Raw genomic sequence first — 15,601 nt, forward strand, 5'->3', positions numbered from 1 at the left:
CCAGCGGCCGGCACTACCGACACTGAATCCGTGAGCACATCCATGTCGAAGATCGAAGTTTCCTCCGCCACCATGACCCCGCGCGAGATCGTGCAGGAACTGGACCGGCATATCGTGGGCCAGCACGACGCCAAGCGCGCGGTGGCCATTGCCCTGCGCAACCGCTGGCGCCGCATGCAGCTGGTGCCGGAGCTGCGCAATGAAGTGATGCCGAAGAACATCCTGATGATCGGCCCCACCGGCGTCGGCAAGACCGAGATCGCGCGCCGCCTGGCCACGCTGGCCAACGCGCCGTTCGTGAAGGTCGAAGCGACCCGTTTCACCGAAGTCGGCTACGTCGGCAAGGATGTCGAGCAGATCATCCGTGACCTGGCCGATACCGCAGTGAAGTTGTACCGCGAGCAGGCCAAGGTGCGCGTGCGCACCCAGGCCGAAGAGCGTGCCGAAGACCGCATCCTCGATGCGCTGCTGCCGCGCCGCAGCGGTGGCATCGGTTTCGATCCGGAAGTCGCCCGCAATGAACCGTCGGCACAGGACAACGAGACCCGCATCAAGTTCCGCAAGATGCTGCGCAACGGTGAGCTGGACGAGCGCGAGATCGAGCTCGACCTGGCCGCCAACGTCAGCATGGACATCATGACCCCGCCGGGCATGGAGGAAATGGGCCAGCAGCTGAAGTCGATGTTCGCCAACCTCGGCGGTGGTGCCAAGGCGCACAAGCGCACGCTGACCATCAAGGCTGCGCGTCCGCTGCTGGTGGAAGAAGAGGCCGGCAAGCTGGTCAACGAAGACGATATCCGCACCGCGGCCATCGAAGCCTGCGAGCAGCACGGCATCGTCTTCATCGACGAGATCGACAAGGTCGCCAAGCGCGGCGATAACGTGGGCGGAGGCGACGTCTCCCGCGAAGGCGTGCAGCGCGACCTGCTGCCGCTGGTGGAAGGCTCCAACGTGTCCACCAAGTACGGCACGATCAAGACCGACCACATCCTGTTCATCGCCTCTGGTGCGTTCCACCTGGCCAAGCCCAGCGATCTGATCCCGGAGCTGCAGGGCCGCTTCCCGATCCGCGTCGAGCTGGGCGCGCTGAGCAAGGGCGACTTCGTGCGCATCCTGACCGAGCCGAAGGCCGCGCTGACCAAGCAGTACGAAGCGCTGCTGGCTACCGAAGGCGTCAAGGTCAGCTTCACCGCCGACGCCATCGAGCGCCTGGCCGAGATCGCCTTCCAGGTGAACGAGCGGCAGGAGAACATCGGTGCCCGTCGCCTGCATACGGTGCTGGAGCGCCTGCTGGATTCGCTCAGCTACGAGGCACCGGACCGCGATGGCGAGACCCTGGCCATCGACAGTGCTTATGTCGATGCGCACCTGGGCGAGCTGGTGCAGGACCCGGACCTGAGCCGCTACATCCTGTAGTGCCGACGCTGCAAAGCATGAGGCCGCCGAAAGGCGGCCTTTTTGTTGGCGGTCAGTGCGGGTGTAGGGCGCGGTAGACCTGCAGCACCTGGTCGATCACCGCGCTGGTGCGCGCGGCGCTGATGCCGGTCGACGGTGAGCGCCCTTTGCCGCGCAGCTCGTCCACGAGGGTGGCGATCAATGGCTGCTGGACCGATGGCGGGTTCGGGATATCGAATGCCTGCACGCCCGCTTCGGTCTCCAGAACCACCGGAACGTCCTCGAACGTGGCAAAGCGCAGCTGCCCGTGGTCGCCGGTGATCTCGATCTCATCCTGGCGGCGGAAGGCGCAGAAACTCCATTGCGCGATGCCGTGCGCGCCCGCCCCGGTGCGGAAGCACATCGAGACGCTGTCCTCGGCGGGGTAGGCGCCGGTCAACGAACTGGCCAGGCCACGCACTTCGCTCAGTGGCCCCAGCAGATGGTCGAGCAGGTCCAGGGTATGCGAGCCCAGATCGACGAACAGGCCGCCGCCGGCGATCGCCGGGTTGGTCCGCCAGAAGTCCGGCGATGCGGCGTTCGCCGAATGCGGCCGATGCAGGGTGGCGCGCACGCTGCGCGGTGTGCCGATCGTGCCGTTGTCCAGCAGCTGCTTCACCTGCGCGAAGCGGGGCAGGGCGCGGCGGTAATAGGCCACGAACACCGGCACGCCGCTGCTGGCGCTGGCTTCAATGATGCGCTGGCACTCGCCGTGGTCCATGGCCATCGGCTTTTCGATGTAGACCGGCTTGCCTGCGGCTATCGCCTGCAGCGCGTACTGCATGTGCGTCGAGGGTGGCGTGGCGACGTACACCGCGTTCACTTCCGGATCGGCGATGAGCGCATCGGCGTCCGCGTACCAGCGGGGAATGGCATGGCGCCGCGCGTAATCCTCGGCCAACGCCGCATTGCGGCGCATGACCGCTGCCACCCGTGAGCCGGGTGTGCTGGCCAGGGCGGGGCCGCTCTTCTTCTCGGTGACACTGCCGCAGCCGATGAAGCCCCACACCACGTTGTCCAGGATCATGGGTCTGTCCTCAGATGGGTGTGGTGGTGGCGGCAGCAGCGCCACTCACGCTTCCGGCAACGGCTCGGGCACCGTTCCGGGCACGAACACGCCGTCCTTCACGTAGGCGGCCAGGGTCATGTCCAGTGCGAGCATGCCGTCGCGCTTGAGATCCATCAGGTCCGGTTCGACCATCGCCCCGTGCAGCACGCCCAGCACGGTGGCATGCAGCATGCGGGCGGCGATCTTGGGGTCGGCGCCTTCGCGCAGCTGGCCCAGATCGCGGGCGCGGCGCAGGGCACGCTCCATCCGGTCCAGCGCATCGCGGAATCCGGCCTGCTGCATTTCGGTCAGCACCCTGGTGTCGGCCGAGGCATCGCTGCGCAGCATGATCTCCATGGTCTTGCGCAGGCGTTCGTCCTCGGACAGCTCGATGAACGAGTGGATCATCACCGCGCGCAGGTCGTGCACCGGCGTGTCGCGCTGGTCGGTGGAGGTGCGTTCCAGTTCCTGCATGAAGGGCAGGTGCACCCGTTCGACGATCGCGGCCAGCACCTCGCTCTTGTTCTTGAAGTGCCAGTACACCGCGCCACGGGTATAGCCGGCGCGGGCGCCGATCATCTCCAGCGTGGTACGGGCCACGCCGTGTTCATGGAAGCAGGCTTCGGCGGCGTCAAGGATGCCTTCCCGGGTTGCCTGGGTGTCCTCTTTGGTCTTGCGGGCCATGGGTAGGGTACGAGTGCGGGTGAAACGTGGCTGAATTGTACCGGTTTACAAACAAACAAGCATGTATGTATATTTCGTTCCCATCATTCCCGTCGTGTGCGTGGCAGGCCCGTCCGGCTCCCACTCCACCCGGGTGGGCGCTGTTCGCACGGTCTTCACCTTTGCTGGTGGAGGGTCCGCCGTATCAGCGCTGGCTGAGATCCTTTCCTCCAAGAGCCTTTCCGTCATGTTGCTGAGCCGAATCCGACCCTTTGCACTGTCGCTGGCAATCGCCGCGACCGTGGCTGCCTGCGGCGGCCAACCCCAGGCCCCCGAGCAGGGCCCGGGTGACGTCACCGTAGTCACGCTGAAGTCCGAGACCGTGGGCCTGACCCGCGAACTGCCGGGCCGTACCAATGCCTTCCTGGTTGCTGAAGTGCGTCCGCAGGTCAACGGCATCGTCGCCAAGCGCCTGTTCACCGAAGGCGGCATGGTCAAGGCCGGCGAGCCGCTGTACCAGATCGAAGACGCCAGCTACCGCGCCCAGGCCAACAGCGCCCGCGCCCAGCTGGCCCGTGCCGAAGCCACGGCCAACGCTGCACGCCTGAGCGCCAAGCGCATCACCGAGCTGGCCAAGGTTGATGCGGTAAGCCAGCAGGATCTGGAAAACGCCGTGGCCGCGCAGAAGCAGGCCGAGGCTGATGTCGGTGCTGCCAAGGCCTCGCTGGACGCGGCCAACGTCACCCTGGGCTATGCCCGCATCGTCGCGCCGATCAGCGGCCGCATCGGCAAGTCCAGCGTCACCCAGGGTGCGCTGGTCAGCGCCGGGCAGGCCAATGCCCTGGCCACCGTGCAGCAGCTGGACCCGATCTATGTGGACCTGACCCAGTCTTCGGCCGAGCTGCTGCAGCTGCGTCGTGAACTGGCCGCTGGCCGCCTGCAGGACAACCAGTCGCTGCCGGTCAGCATCCTCATGGAAGACGGCAGCACCTTCGAGCACAAGGGCACGCTGGAGTTCTCCGAAGTCAGCGTCGATCCGGCTACCGGCAGCTTCGGCCTGCGCGTGAAGGTGGACAACCCGGACGGCCTGCTGATGCCGGGCAGCTATGTGCGCGCGGTGATCGGTGGCGGCGTGCGCAGCGATGCGGTGCTTGTGCCGATGGCCGGCATCGCCCGCGATCCGAAGGGTGATACCACCGCGATGGTGGTCGACAAGGACAACAAGGTCGAAGTGCGCCCGGTCAAGGTCAGCCGCACGGTTGGCGACAAGTGGCTGGTCGAGGACGGCCTGAAGGCCGGCGACAAGGTCATCGTCGAAGGCCTGCAGAAGATCGGCCCCGGCATGCCGGTCAAGGCCACCGAGAAGGGCGCTGCTCCGGCCAAGCCGGCAGCGGCCGCCCAGCCTGCCGCGCCGGCCGGCGACGCGAAGTAAGCGGAGAACCCCATGGCACGCTTTTTCATCGATCGACCCATCTTTGCATGGGTCATCGCCATCATCATCATGCTCGCCGGCGGCCTGGCCCTGTTCAAGCTGCCGGTCTCGATGTACCCCAACGTCGCACCGCCGGCGGTGGAAATCAGCGCCACCTACCCGGGTGCATCGGCCAAGGTGGTCGAGGACTCGGTGACGCAGATCATCGAGCAGAACATGAAGGGCCTTGATGGCCTGATCTACTTCTCCTCCAACAGCTCGTCCAACGGCCAGGCCACCATCACCCTGACCTTCGAGAGCGGCACCAACCCGGATATCGCCCAGGTGCAGGTGCAGAACAAGCTGCAGCTGGCCATGCCGCTGCTGCCGCAGGAAGTGCAGCGGCAGGGCATCAACGTGGCCAAGTCCAGCTCGGGCTTCCTGAACGTCATCGCGTTCGTGTCCGAGAACGGCAGCATGGACGCCAACGACATCGCCGACTATGTCGGTTCCAATGTCGTCGACCGTCTGAGCCGCGTGCCGGGCGTGGGCAACATCCAGGTGTTTGGTGGCAAGTACGCCATGCGTATCTGGCTGGACCCCAACAAGCTGCATACCTATGGCCTGTCGGTCGCGGAAGTGACCGCGGCAATCAAGGCACAGAACGCCCAGGTGGCCATCGGCCAGCTCGGCGGTGCGCCGTCGATCAAGGGCCAGCAGCTCAACGCCACCATCAACGCGCAGTCGCGCCTGCAGACCCCGGAACAGTTCCGCAACATCATCGTGCGCGGTGCGCAGGACGGTGCCGAGCTGCGCCTGGGTGATGTCGCCCGCGTCGAGCTGGGTGCGGAATCGTACGACTTCGTCACCCGCTACAACGGCCAGCCGGCCAGCGGCCTGGCGGTCACCCTGGCCACCGGCGCCAACGCGCTGGATACCGCCGCCGGCGTCGATGCCGCGCTGGAGGACATGAAGAGCTTCTTCCCGGCCGGCCTGAAGGCCGAGATCCCGTACGACACGACCCCGTTCGTGCGCGTGTCGATCAAGGGCGTGGTGCAGACCCTGATCGAAGCGATCGTGCTGGTGTTCGTGGTGATGTACCTGTTCCTGCAGAACTTCCGCGCCACCCTGATCCCGACCATCGCGGTGCCGGTGGTGTTGCTGGGTACCTTCGGTGTGCTGGCGATGCTGGGCTTCTCGGTGAACATGCTGACCATGTTCGCGATGGTGCTGGCCATCGGCCTGCTGGTGGACGATGCCATCGTGGTGGTGGAGAACGTCGAGCGCATCATGTCCGAGGAAGGACTGTCACCGCTTGAAGCGACCCGCAAGTCGATGGGCCAGATCACCGGCGCGCTGGTGGGCATCGGCCTGGTGCTGTCGGCGGTGTTCGTGCCGATGGCCTTCATGAGCGGCTCCACCGGCGTTATCTACCGCCAGTTCTCGGCCACGATCGTTTCGGCGATGGCGCTGTCGGTGCTGGTCGCGATCGTGCTGACCCCGGCGCTGTGCGCGACCATGCTCAAGCCGCTGAAGAAGGGTGAGCACCACGTCGCACACAAGGGCTGGGCCGGTCGTTTCTTCAATGGTTTCAACCGTGGCTTCGACCGCACCAGCGAAAGCTACCAGCGCGGCGTGCGCGGCATCATCCACCGTCCGTGGCGTTTCATGGGCATCGTCGCGGCGCTGTTCGTGCTGATGGGCGTGCTGTTCGTGCGCCTGCCCAGCTCGTTCCTGCCCAACGAAGACCAGGGCGTGCTGATGGCGCTGGTGCAGGCGCCGGTGGGTGCCACCCAGGAACGCACGCTGGAATCGATCGCGGCACTGGAAAACCACTTCCTGCAGAACGAAAAGGATGCGGTGGACTCGGTGTTCTCGGTGCAGGGCTTCAGCTTCGCCGGCATGGGCCAGAACGCCGGCATGGCATTCGTCAAGCTGAAGGACTGGAGCGAGCGTGATGCCGACAACGGCGTGATGCCGATCACCGGGCGCGCGATGGCAGCCCTGGGCCAGATCAAGGATGCCTTCATCTTCGCCTTCCCGCCGCCGGCCATTCCGGAGCTGGGTACTGCCTCGGGTTACACCTTCTTCCTGAAGGACAACAGCGGCCAGGGCCACGAGGCACTGGTGGCCGCGCGCAACCAGCTGCTGGGCCTCGCTGCGGGCAGCAAGAAGCTGGCCAACGTGCGCCCCAACGGCCAGGAGGACACGCCGCAGTTCCGCATCGACATCGACGCGGCCAAGGCGACCTCGCTGGGGCTGTCGATCGACCAGATCAACGGAACGCTGGCTGCAGCATGGGGCAGCTCGTACATCGACGACTTCGTCGATCGTGGCCGCGTCAAGCGTGTGTTCGTGCAGGCCGACCAGCCGTTCCGCATGGTCCCGGAGGACTTCGATCTCTGGTCCGTGAAGAACGACAAGGGCGAGATGGTGCCGTTCAGCGCGTTCGCCACCAAGCACTGGGACTACGGTTCGCCGCGTCTTGAGCGCTACAACGGCGTGTCGGCAATGGAAATCCAGGGCGAGCCGGCCCCGGGTGTCGCCTCCGGTGATGCCATGGCCGAGATCGAACAGCTGGCCAAGCAGCTGCCGCAGGGCTTCGGCATCGAGTGGACGGCGATGTCCTACCAGGAACGCCAGGCCGGCTCGCAGACGCCGCTGCTGTACACGCTGTCGCTGATGATCGTGTTCCTGTGCCTGGCCGCGATGTACGAAAGCTGGAGCGTGCCGACCGCAGTGCTGCTGGCGGCCCCGCTGGGCATCCTCGGCGCGGTGCTGGCCAACACCTTCAAGGGCCTGGAGCGCGACATCTACTTCCAGGTGGCGATGCTGACCACGGTGGGCCTGACCAGCAAGAACGCGATCCTGATCGTCGAGTTCGCCAAGGAGAACCTGGAGAAGGGCGCAGGCCTGATCGAATCGATCATGCATGCCGTGCGCGATCGCCTGCGTCCGATCGTGATGACCTCGCTGGCCTTCGGCATGGGCGTGGTACCGCTGGCGATCTCCACCGGCGCCGGCTCCGGCGCCAAGCAGGCGATCGGCACCGGCGTGCTCGGCGGCATGATCGTCGGCACCGTGCTCGGCGTGTTCTTCGTGCCGCTGTTCTTCGTGGTGGTGCAGCGCGTGTTCAAGCGCAAATCCTCCACGTAAGCGAAACGGTAGTGCCGGCCGCTGGCCGGCATTGCCTCCTGCCATCTGGCAGTACCGATGGAAGTCATTCCCATGAAAAGTGCATCCCTGTTCCTTTCCATTGCCGCCGCGCTCGCGCTGGCTGGCTGCTCCACCCTGGTGCCGAAGAACACCGCTGTTGCTCCGGCGATTCCGGCGCAGTGGCCGGCCGAGGCCGCGCAGGGCGAGGTGGCCGATGTCGCCGCCGTCGGCTGGCGCGACTTCTTCACCGATGCGCGCCTGCAGCAGGTGATCGAGCAGTCGCTGCAGAACAACCGCGACCTGCGCGTGGCTGTACTCAACGTTGAACGCGCGCGCGGCCAGTACCGCGTACAGCGCGCCGACCGCGTGCCCGGCGTGGCCGTCACCGGCCAGATGGATCGCCGTGGCACCGACGCCGGCGTCACCGAGCAGTTCACCGCTGGTGTCGGCGTGGCCGAGTTCGAGCTGGACCTGTTCGGCCGCGTGCGCAACCTCAGCGAAGCGGCGCTGCAGCAGTACTTCGCCGTGGCCGCCAACCGCCGCAACGCGCAGTTGAGCCTGGTGGCCGAGACGGCCACCGCATGGTTGACCTACGGTGCTGATGCGCAGCGGCTGAAGATCGCCGATGCCACGCTGAAAACCTATGAGGATTCGCTGCGCCTGGCCGAAGCCCGCCACGAACGTGGTGGCAGTTCGGCGCTGGAGCTGACCCAGACCCGTACCCTGGTCGAGACCGCACGCACGGACGCTGCACGCCTGCGTGGCCAGCTGGCCCAGGACCGTAATGCGCTGGCGCTGCTGGCCGGTGGCCAGCTGGATCCGGCACTGCTCCCGGACAGCATCGCACCGCAATTGCTTGCACTGGCACCGCCGCCGGCCGGTCTGCCCAGCGACGTGCTGCTGCAGCGCCCGGACATCATGGCCGCCGAACACCAGCTGCTGGCCGCCAACGCCAACATCGGTGCGGCACGCGCAGCGTTCTTCCCGAGCATCTCGCTGACTGGCAGCATCGGCAGTGGCTCGAGCGAACTGTCCAACCTGTTCGACAGCGGAACGCGTGTGTGGAGTTTCCTGCCGAAGATCACCCTGCCGATCTTCCAGGGCGGCAAGCTGCGCGCCAACCTCGCCATCGCCAATGCGGATCGCGATATCGCGCTGGCGCAGTATGAGAAGTCGATCCAGGTGGGTTTCCGCGAAACCGCCGATGCGCTGGCATTGAATGTCAGCCTGGCTGAGCAGGTGAGTTCACAGCAGCGCCTGGTGGACGCGGCCGAACAGGCCAACCGCCTGTCGCAGGCCCGCTACGACGCGGGGCTGGACAGCTTCGTCACCCTGCTCGATGCGCGGCGTACCGCCTACAACGCGCAGCAGACCCGCCTGCAGGCCGAACTGGCCCAGCAGTCCAACCGCATCACCCTGTACAAGGTGCTGGGCGGCGGCTGGCACGAGCGCAGCTGAAGGACAGCCGGCCAGCGGCCGGCTCTACCTTGATGATCGATGGTAGTGCCGGCCGCTGGCCGGCATTGTCATTTCAGGATCTGCTACACCGCTTCATCGTCGCGCCGCGCTGCATGGCAGGCGCGCACCCGCGCCAGCGCGTCGCCGGCTTCGCGCGCCATCTGCTCGTACTCGCGACGGATCTCTTCCAGCCGCTCCTCGTCCAGTTCTTCCAGATCCAACAATTCGTTGTTGGCTTCGGCCGTCGCCCGGATCAGCTCGTCCAGCTTGATCTGCATGGCGGCGGTATCCGCGTTCTGCGTGTGCTGGATCAGGAACACCATCAGGAAGGTGATGATGGTGGTGCCGGTGTTGATCACCAGCTGCCAGGTGTCGTTGAAACCGAACACCGGGCCACTGATGCCCCAGATCACCACGATCGCTACGGCGGCCAGGAAGGTCCACGGCGAGCCGGTGGCGGCCGCGGCCTTCTTGGCGATCGTATTGAACAGGTTGCGTGCTTTCATCGTCGTCGTCCCACTCAGGTGACGAGGATGATCGGCAGTGGCTCGTGCAGGGGCCGTGCAGCCGTCAGGCGCGCAGGCGTGGCGCGTCCTGCAGGCGCACCGGGCTGGTCTGGTAGACGTGCTGCCAGCAACGATCAACGAATTCGCGGGCCTGGGCTTCGCTCAGGCGCGGCATGATCTGCAGGGCGTACTGGGTCTGGAACATCTCGTCGCGCTGCGCATTGCTGGCGCGCGGCTGGGTGATCAGCGAATCACAGGCGAACTTGATCCACGGTACGTAGGAGCCGAACGAGTTGTGCGGTAGTGCGCCGTCGGCATGCTGGCGGCGCCAGTGGTCAAGCTCGGCGTCAACGTTGATGACCGGGGGAATGGTGGGGACTTCGGCGTGCATGACAATCCAGTTCGGTTGAGTGGAAAGGGAGTGGGGGTTCATCCGAGTGTGGCCGATAAGGCAGTGGATGCCGCGTCAGCGCGATGTGCAGCTGGCGTTGCGATTGCCTACCAGTTGCGCGTGCTCGACCGCGCCGAGGTCTTCGGCCATGTCGGCCATCGCATTGCACAGGCGCTCATGGTCGAGCGGGTGGCCGCGTACCAGTTCCAGCTGCAGGCTCTGGTAGGCGGTCCAGAACAGCGCGCTACGCTGGTGCAGCGCGTACTGCTGCTGCAGGCGCTTGCGGATGGCGTCGAGGATCGGGTCGGGCGTGGGGCGTACGGCGTGCGCGCACATGGCTGGCTCCGCCGGGGAAAGGAGTCCCGGTAACCCCACCCTAGGCGCGGCGGCCGGGTGGGGTGTTACCGCAGCGTGTGCACGTTGCGCAGCTGACTGTGCACGGGTTCACGGCAATGGCCGCAAACGCTGCCGGCACTAGGGCGTGCCGGCACTGAAGCGTTCATTAAACGGGTTCAACAGGACACTGCACGGTGCTCATTCACCGATGTCTTCGTTCCAGATCTCCGGATGCTGCGCAATGAAACCGCCCAGCAGGTCCACGCATTCCTGGTTGTCCAGGTCGATCACGTTGACGCCGCTCTCGCGCAACCAGTCGATGCCGCCCTGGAAGGTGCGCGATTCGCCCACCACCACGGTGCCGATGTTGAACTGGCGCACCAGCCCCGAGCAGTACCAGCACGGGGCCAGGGTGGTGACCATGATGGTGTCCTGGTAACGGCGCTGGCGACCGGCCTTGCGGAACGCATCGGTTTCGCCGTGCACCGACGGATCGCCTTCCTGCACGCGGCGGTTGTGGCCGCAGCCGAGCAGGCGGCCGTCGTTGTGGTACAGCGCCGCGCCGATCGGCACGCCGCCTTCGGCCAGCCCCTGGCGGGCTTCGGCAATGGCGGTCTGCAGCAGGGCCTGGTAGTCGGGCGTGGTGATCATGCGGGGCTCCGGTAAGTCGTGGCCCGCCATGATACGGGCAGGGGGTGCCGCTGGCCCCCGGCGGTGCGATAATCGGGGCCATGAGCGAATCCCCCTACAAAGCCGGTACCACCCATTTCGGGTTCCGCGACGTCGCCGCCAAGGACAAGCAGAAGCTGGTCGGCCAGGTGTTCACCTCGGTCGCGCGCAACTACGACCTGATGAACGACCTGATGAGCCTGGGCGTGCACCGGGCGTGGAAGCGCTACTACGTGGCTACCGCGCAGGTGAAGCCGGGCGACCGCGTGCTCGATCTGGCAGGCGGCACCGGCGACATCGCCGCCCTGCTGAAGGAGCGCGTCGGCGCCGAGGGCTCGGTGGTGCTGGGCGACATCAACGCCGGCATGCTGTCGGTCGGCCGTGACCGCCTGACCAACCGCGGCCTGGTGCTCGGCCTGGACTACGTGCAGTGCAACGCCGAGGCCCTGCCGTTCCCGGACAACAGCTTCGACCTGGTCACCATCGCCTTCGGCCTGCGCAACGTCACCGACAAGGACGCTGGCCTGCGCGAGATGTACCGCGTGCTGAAAGTGGGCGGCCAGGCCCGCGTGCTGGAGTTCTCCGAAGTCACCGCGGACTGGTTCAAGCCGATCTACGACTTCCACTCGTTCAGGATCCTGCCCAAGCTGGGCAAGCTGTTCGCCAACGATTCGGACAGCTACCAGTACCTGGCCGAGAGCATCCGCAAGCACCCGCCGCAGGATGAACTGAAGGCGATGATGGGGCAGGCCGGCTTCGAGCGCTGCCACTACAAGAACCTGACCGGCGGCATCGTTTCGATCCACTCCGGCTACAAGCTGTAAGCCCTGCTCTGGTGGGTGCCAACCTTGGTTGGCACTCGCCCGCTGCGGGTATCTGCTCTGGTAGGTGCCAACCTTGGTTGGCACAGCGCAGGCCGCGAGCGATGAAAGATCCGTGCCAACCAAGGTTGGCACCTACCCAGGGTGCCGCCGCAGGATCGGCCTTGCCCGCCATTACCCCGCACCGCGCAACGCCTGCCGGGCCGGAGGGAGGTACCATTGGGGTTTGATCCCCGTAACGGTCCCGATTCATGCGTAATCCGCTGATGCTCCTTCCGCTGGCCGTGGCCCTGGCCGCCGGCTGCTCCCAGGAGGCGGCCGCGCCCGCCGCCGCCCCGACTGCCGAAAAGGCCCCTGCCGCTCCCGTGAACGCCGAGAACCGCAGCCACGACGAAAGCTCATACGCCGAGCCGGACAAGGTCGTCATCAAGGACATCGCGCTGGATCTGAAGCTGGACTTCGACCAGAAGCAGATCGGCGGTACCGCCACCTACACCCTGGAATGGAAGCAGAAGGACGCCAAGCAGCTGGTGCTCGACACCCGCGAGCTGAGCGTGTCCAAGGTCGAGGCCGTTGCCGCCGATGGCGCGCGCAGCCCGCTGAAGTTCGAGCTGGCCGCCGCTGACAAGGTGTTCGGCAGCAAGCTGACCATCGAGGCCCCGGAACAGCCGGCCAAGGTGGAAGTGACCTACCACACCGCGCCGACCGCCTCGGGCCTGCAGTGGCTGGCACCGTCGATGACCGAGGGCAAGAAGCTGCCCTTCATGTTCAGCCAGTCGCAGGCCATCCATGCCCGTTCCTGGGTGCCGCTGCAGGACACCCCGAGCGTGCGCTTCACCTACAGCGCGCACGTGGTCTCGCGCCCGGACGTGATGGTGCTGATGAGCGCCGACAACGATCCGAAGGCCGCGCGTGACGGTGACTACACCTTCAAGATGCCGCAGCCGATTCCGTCCTACCTGCTGGCCATCGCCGCCGGCGACCTGGTGTTCGAGCCGATCTCCGGCCGCTCCGGCGTCTGGGCCGAGCCGACCATGGTCAACAAGGCCGCCAAGGAATTCGAAGACACCGAGAAGATGATCGGTGCCGCCGAGAAGCTGTACGGCGAATACCGCTGGGGCCGCTACGACATGCTGGTGCTGCCGCCGTCGTTCCCGTTCGGCGGCATGGAAAACCCGCGCCTGACCTTCGCCACCCCGACCGTGATCGTCGGCGACAAGTCGCTGGTCTCGCTGGTTGCCCACGAACTGGCGCACAGCTGGTCGGGCAACCTGGTGACCAATGCCAGCTGGAAGGACATCTGGCTCAACGAAGGCTTCACCACCTACGTCCAGGGCCGCATCACCGAAGCCCTGTACGGTAAGGAGATGGCCGAGATGGAGAAGCAGATCGACCAGACCGACCTGCTGGCCGAAGTGAAGGACATGAGCCCGGCCGATCAGGCACTGGCGCTGCCGCCGCTGAACGAGCGCGACCCCGACGAAGCCCTCAGTCAGGTCGCCTACGTCAAGGGTTCGTGGTTCCTGGAGTTCCTGGAACAGCGCTTCGGCCGCGAGACCTTCGATCCGTTCCTGCGTGGCTGGTTCGATGACCATGCCTTCCAGAGCGCGAACACCGACCAGTTCGTCGAGTACCTGAAGAAGAACCTGCTGCCGAAGAATCCGTCGGCCGTGACCGAGGCCGAACTGAAGGCGTGGCTGGACGAGCCGGGCATCCCGGCGTTCGCGGCCAAGGCGCAGTCGCGCAACTTCAGCAGCGTCGATACCGCGCGCATTGCCTTCGCCAGCGCCGGCACCGTGCCCAGCAGCCAGGTCATCACCGACTGGAGCACGCAGGAATGGGTGCGCTTCATCGACGGCCTGGGCGCGACCCAGCCGCTGGACAAGCTGGCCACGCTGGACAAGGCCTTCCACTTCACCGGCACCCCGAATGGCGAGATCGCCATGCGCTGGTACCCGCTGGCGATCCGCAGCGGCTACGAGCAGGCCAATGAAGGTGCCGCTGCGTTCATCGAGCGTGTCGGCCGTCGCAAGCTGATCCTGCCGATCTACGCCGAACTGGTGAAGACCCCGAAGGGGCTGGAGCTGGCCAAGCAGGCCTTCGAAAAGGCCAAGCCGGGCTACCACCCGATCACCACCGCCTCGGTGCAGGACATGCTGGCCAAGGCTGAAGCCAAGTAAGCGGTAGTGCGGCCGCTGGCCGGCAACCGGTCACGGCTTCACCAGCAACGGCGGGGAAACCCGCCGTTGCTGTATCCGCTTTTCGCTGCCGATAGAATCGGGATGCACTCGCATAGGACCTCTGCCATGAAACGACTGATCCTGCTCACCGCCTGTACCCTGGCCCTGGCCGCCTGCAGCAATCCCGAGGAGGAGCGCAAGGCGCAGGAAGCCGCCGCGGCGGCCGTGCAGGCGCAGAAGGAGGCCAAGGCCGACGACGTGGCCAAGCAGTACGACATGGCCGTAGCTGCGCAGGACTGGGAGCGCGCGCGCCTGCATGGTGCCTCGCTGCTGGACCAGTACAAGGACACCGCCGCCGCTGAGCGCATCGCGGCCGGTTTCGATGAAGTAAAGGCTAAGGGCGACGCCGCGCGCGACCTGCGCCGCATGCAGGGGCTGTGGCAGTACAACCAGATTCCGGTCGGCAGCAAGGGCAACCAGGTCTCGGCGTCGATCTACAGCAAGGAACGGGTGGATGTGGACGGCAGTGGTGCCAAGCCGGTGCAGCTGGTGTTCCGCGATCACCCTGAGTGGAAGCGGCACGCCTACCTGGTGCTGCAGGCCGGTGATTTCCGCTGTCCGCAATGCACGGTGAAGGTGACCGTGGACGACGGCAAGCCCGTGTCGATGGCGGCCTGGCGCCCGAAGACCGATGAAGCCATTGCGATGTTCATCACCGACCAGAAGGCGCTGTGGAAGCTGGCGCGCAAGGGCAAGTCGATCAGCATCGAGTTCCCGGTCAAGGCCGGCGGCACGCGCACGGCCGTGTTCGAAACCGGCGGTGTCGACGCCAGCCGCATGCCGCAGTGGTGGCAGTGATGATCGCGACGGGCAGCGCAGTGCACGCGTTGTCCGCGATCCGGCACTGGGTGTTCGACATGGACGGCACGCTGACGGTAGCCGTGCATGATTTCGCCGCGATCCGCCGCGCGCTGCAGATCGCCGCCGAGGAAGACATCCTCGACCATATCGCGGCGCTGCCGGAGGCACCGGCGCAGGCCAAGCGCGCGTGGCTGCTGGATCACGAGCGCGCGCTGGCCGAGGACGCGCTGCCGGCGCCGGGCGCGGTGAAGCTGCTGCGCGCGCTGGCGGCGGCTGGCTGCCGGCTGGGCATCCTGACCCGCAACGACCACGCGCTGGCGAAGCTGACGCTGGAGGCGATCGGGGTCGGCGAGTTGTTCGACGATGCCGACATCATCGGCCGCGATGAAGCGGTGCCCAAGCCGTCACCGGATGGCCTGCAGCAGCACCAGCGGCGCTGGGGCGTGGCGGCCGCAGACATGGTGATGGTGGGTGACCACGCCTACGACCTGGAGTGCGGCCGCGCTGCGGGCACGCACACCGTGCTGGTCAGCCTGCCGGAGAACCCGTGGCCCGGCAGCGCCGACTGGCATTTCGCCGATTGCCGAGCGTTGCTGGCGGCCTGGCAGCAGAAGGGGTAGTGCCGGCCGCTGGCCGGCAGTGTCGACCAAGGTCGACACCTACCAAC

Annotated in this window: 14 protein-coding genes; 8 read left to right on the forward strand and 6 right to left on the reverse strand. The window is 66.3% G+C overall.

Features of this window, described 5'->3' with window-relative positions; translation table 11 throughout:
• Window positions 1–42: 42 nt before the first annotated feature.
• A complete protein-coding gene (gene hslU / locus AC5P57_RS14160; RefSeq protein WP_071305873.1) occupies window positions 43–1,416 on the forward strand; it encodes an ATP-dependent protease ATPase subunit HslU in 1,374 nt (457 codons plus the stop codon).
• Between the two features lie 52 nt (window positions 1,417–1,468).
• On the opposite strand, the gene AC5P57_RS14165 is transcribed toward hslU, so the two are convergent.
• On the reverse strand, window positions 1,469–2,461 hold the full coding sequence (locus AC5P57_RS14165) for a Gfo/Idh/MocA family protein (protein WP_262235368.1): 993 nt from the start codon (window positions 2,459–2,461) through the stop codon (window positions 1,469–1,471).
• 45 nt (window positions 2,462–2,506) lie between these two features.
• Entirely contained in the window at window positions 2,507–3,166 is a 660-nt protein-coding gene (smeT, locus tag AC5P57_RS14170) for an efflux transporter SmeDEF transcriptional repressor SmeT (protein WP_005411090.1), read from the reverse strand.
• 226 nt (window positions 3,167–3,392) lie between these two features.
• Between smeT and smeD the strand changes: the two genes are divergently transcribed.
• Genes smeD through smeF form a run of 3 tightly spaced genes read left to right on the forward strand, consistent with a single transcriptional unit; the run spans window position 3,393 to window position 9,170 of the window.
• Window positions 3,393–4,577 carry a multidrug efflux RND transporter periplasmic adaptor subunit SmeD gene (smeD, locus tag AC5P57_RS14175; RefSeq protein ID WP_099551159.1) on the forward strand — a complete coding sequence of 395 codons (1,185 nt, stop codon included), beginning with the start codon at window positions 3,393–3,395 and terminating at the stop codon, window positions 4,575–4,577.
• A 12-nt stretch (window positions 4,578–4,589) separates the two neighbouring features.
• On the forward strand, window positions 4,590–7,712 hold the full coding sequence (gene smeE / locus AC5P57_RS14180) for a multidrug efflux RND transporter permease subunit SmeE (RefSeq protein WP_099551160.1): 3,123 nt from the start codon (window positions 4,590–4,592) through the stop codon (window positions 7,710–7,712).
• 57 nt (window positions 7,713–7,769) lie between these two features.
• Window positions 7,770–9,170, forward strand: a complete 1,401-nt coding sequence (smeF, locus tag AC5P57_RS14185; RefSeq protein ID WP_143567560.1) for a multidrug efflux RND transporter outer membrane subunit SmeF — start codon at window positions 7,770–7,772, stop codon at window positions 9,168–9,170.
• A gap of 83 nt (window positions 9,171–9,253) precedes the next feature.
• Here smeF and AC5P57_RS14190 read toward each other — a convergent pair whose 3' ends face one another.
• The 4 genes from AC5P57_RS14190 to AC5P57_RS14205 all read right to left on the reverse strand — a co-directional run bounded on the left by AC5P57_RS14190 (window position 9,254) and on the right by AC5P57_RS14205 (window position 11,054).
• Window positions 9,254–9,676, reverse strand: a complete 423-nt coding sequence (locus AC5P57_RS14190) for a low affinity iron permease family protein (RefSeq protein ID WP_032129005.1) — start codon at window positions 9,674–9,676, stop codon at window positions 9,254–9,256.
• Window positions 9,677–9,740: 64 nt separating this feature from the next.
• Entirely contained in the window at window positions 9,741–10,067 is a 327-nt protein-coding gene (locus AC5P57_RS14195; RefSeq protein WP_014038526.1) for a hypothetical protein, read from the reverse strand.
• A 75-nt stretch (window positions 10,068–10,142) separates the two neighbouring features.
• Complete coding sequence (locus tag AC5P57_RS14200; RefSeq protein WP_099551162.1) at window positions 10,143–10,403, reverse strand: hypothetical protein; 261 nt, start codon at window positions 10,401–10,403, stop codon at window positions 10,143–10,145.
• Between the two features lie 198 nt (window positions 10,404–10,601).
• On the reverse strand, window positions 10,602–11,054 hold the full coding sequence (locus tag AC5P57_RS14205) for a nucleoside deaminase (protein ID WP_093818037.1): 453 nt from the start codon (window positions 11,052–11,054) through the stop codon (window positions 10,602–10,604).
• 80 nt (window positions 11,055–11,134) lie between these two features.
• On the opposite strand from AC5P57_RS14205, the gene ubiE reads away from it, so the two are divergent.
• The 4 genes from ubiE (at window position 11,135) to AC5P57_RS14225 (ending at window position 15,554) form a co-directional block, all read left to right on the forward strand.
• On the forward strand, window positions 11,135–11,896 hold the full coding sequence (ubiE, locus tag AC5P57_RS14210; RefSeq protein ID WP_006471026.1) for a bifunctional demethylmenaquinone methyltransferase/2-methoxy-6-polyprenyl-1,4-benzoquinol methylase UbiE: 762 nt from the start codon (window positions 11,135–11,137) through the stop codon (window positions 11,894–11,896).
• 248 nt (window positions 11,897–12,144) lie between these two features.
• A complete protein-coding gene (locus AC5P57_RS14215; protein ID WP_099551163.1) occupies window positions 12,145–14,073 on the forward strand; it encodes a M1 family metallopeptidase in 1,929 nt (642 codons plus the stop codon).
• A 126-nt stretch (window positions 14,074–14,199) separates the two neighbouring features.
• Complete coding sequence (locus AC5P57_RS14220; protein ID WP_099551164.1) at window positions 14,200–14,931, forward strand: hypothetical protein; 732 nt, start codon at window positions 14,200–14,202, stop codon at window positions 14,929–14,931.
• Window positions 14,931–15,554, forward strand: a complete 624-nt coding sequence (locus tag AC5P57_RS14225; protein WP_099551171.1) for an HAD family hydrolase — start codon at window positions 14,931–14,933, stop codon at window positions 15,552–15,554. Before AC5P57_RS14220 ends, AC5P57_RS14225 begins: the two co-directional genes overlap by 1 nt.
• Window positions 15,555–15,601: the final 47 nt, after the last annotated feature.

The sequence above is a fragment of the Stenotrophomonas sp. YJH_SMC_79 genome, assembly GCF_059367995.1.

Coding starts and splice junctions, on each gene's coding strand:
- smeD (WP_099551159.1), top strand. CDS start 3,393: ATGTTGCTGAGCCGAATCCGACCCTTTGCACTGTCGCTGGCAATCGCC.
- smeE (WP_099551160.1), top strand. CDS start 4,590: ATGGCACGCTTTTTCATCGATCGACCCATCTTTGCATGGGTCATCGCC.
- AC5P57_RS14220 (WP_099551164.1), top strand. CDS start 14,200: ATGAAACGACTGATCCTGCTCACCGCCTGTACCCTGGCCCTGGCCGCC.
- AC5P57_RS14215 (WP_099551163.1), top strand. CDS start 12,145: ATGCGTAATCCGCTGATGCTCCTTCCGCTGGCCGTGGCCCTGGCCGCC.
- AC5P57_RS14195 (WP_014038526.1), bottom strand. CDS start 10,067: ATGCACGCCGAAGTCCCCACCATTCCCCCGGTCATCAACGTTGACGCC.
- hslU (WP_071305873.1), top strand. CDS start 43: ATGTCGAAGATCGAAGTTTCCTCCGCCACCATGACCCCGCGCGAGATC.
- AC5P57_RS14225 (WP_099551171.1), top strand. CDS start 14,931: ATGATCGCGACGGGCAGCGCAGTGCACGCGTTGTCCGCGATCCGGCAC.
- ubiE (WP_006471026.1), top strand. CDS start 11,135: ATGAGCGAATCCCCCTACAAAGCCGGTACCACCCATTTCGGGTTCCGC.
- AC5P57_RS14205 (WP_093818037.1), bottom strand. CDS start 11,054: ATGATCACCACGCCCGACTACCAGGCCCTGCTGCAGACCGCCATTGCC.
- smeF (WP_143567560.1), top strand. CDS start 7,770: ATGGAAGTCATTCCCATGAAAAGTGCATCCCTGTTCCTTTCCATTGCC.
- AC5P57_RS14165 (WP_262235368.1), bottom strand. CDS start 2,461: ATGATCCTGGACAACGTGGTGTGGGGCTTCATCGGCTGCGGCAGTGTC.
- AC5P57_RS14190 (WP_032129005.1), bottom strand. CDS start 9,676: ATGAAAGCACGCAACCTGTTCAATACGATCGCCAAGAAGGCCGCGGCC.
- AC5P57_RS14200 (WP_099551162.1), bottom strand. CDS start 10,403: ATGTGCGCGCACGCCGTACGCCCCACGCCCGACCCGATCCTCGACGCC.
- smeT (WP_005411090.1), bottom strand. CDS start 3,166: ATGGCCCGCAAGACCAAAGAGGACACCCAGGCAACCCGGGAAGGCATC.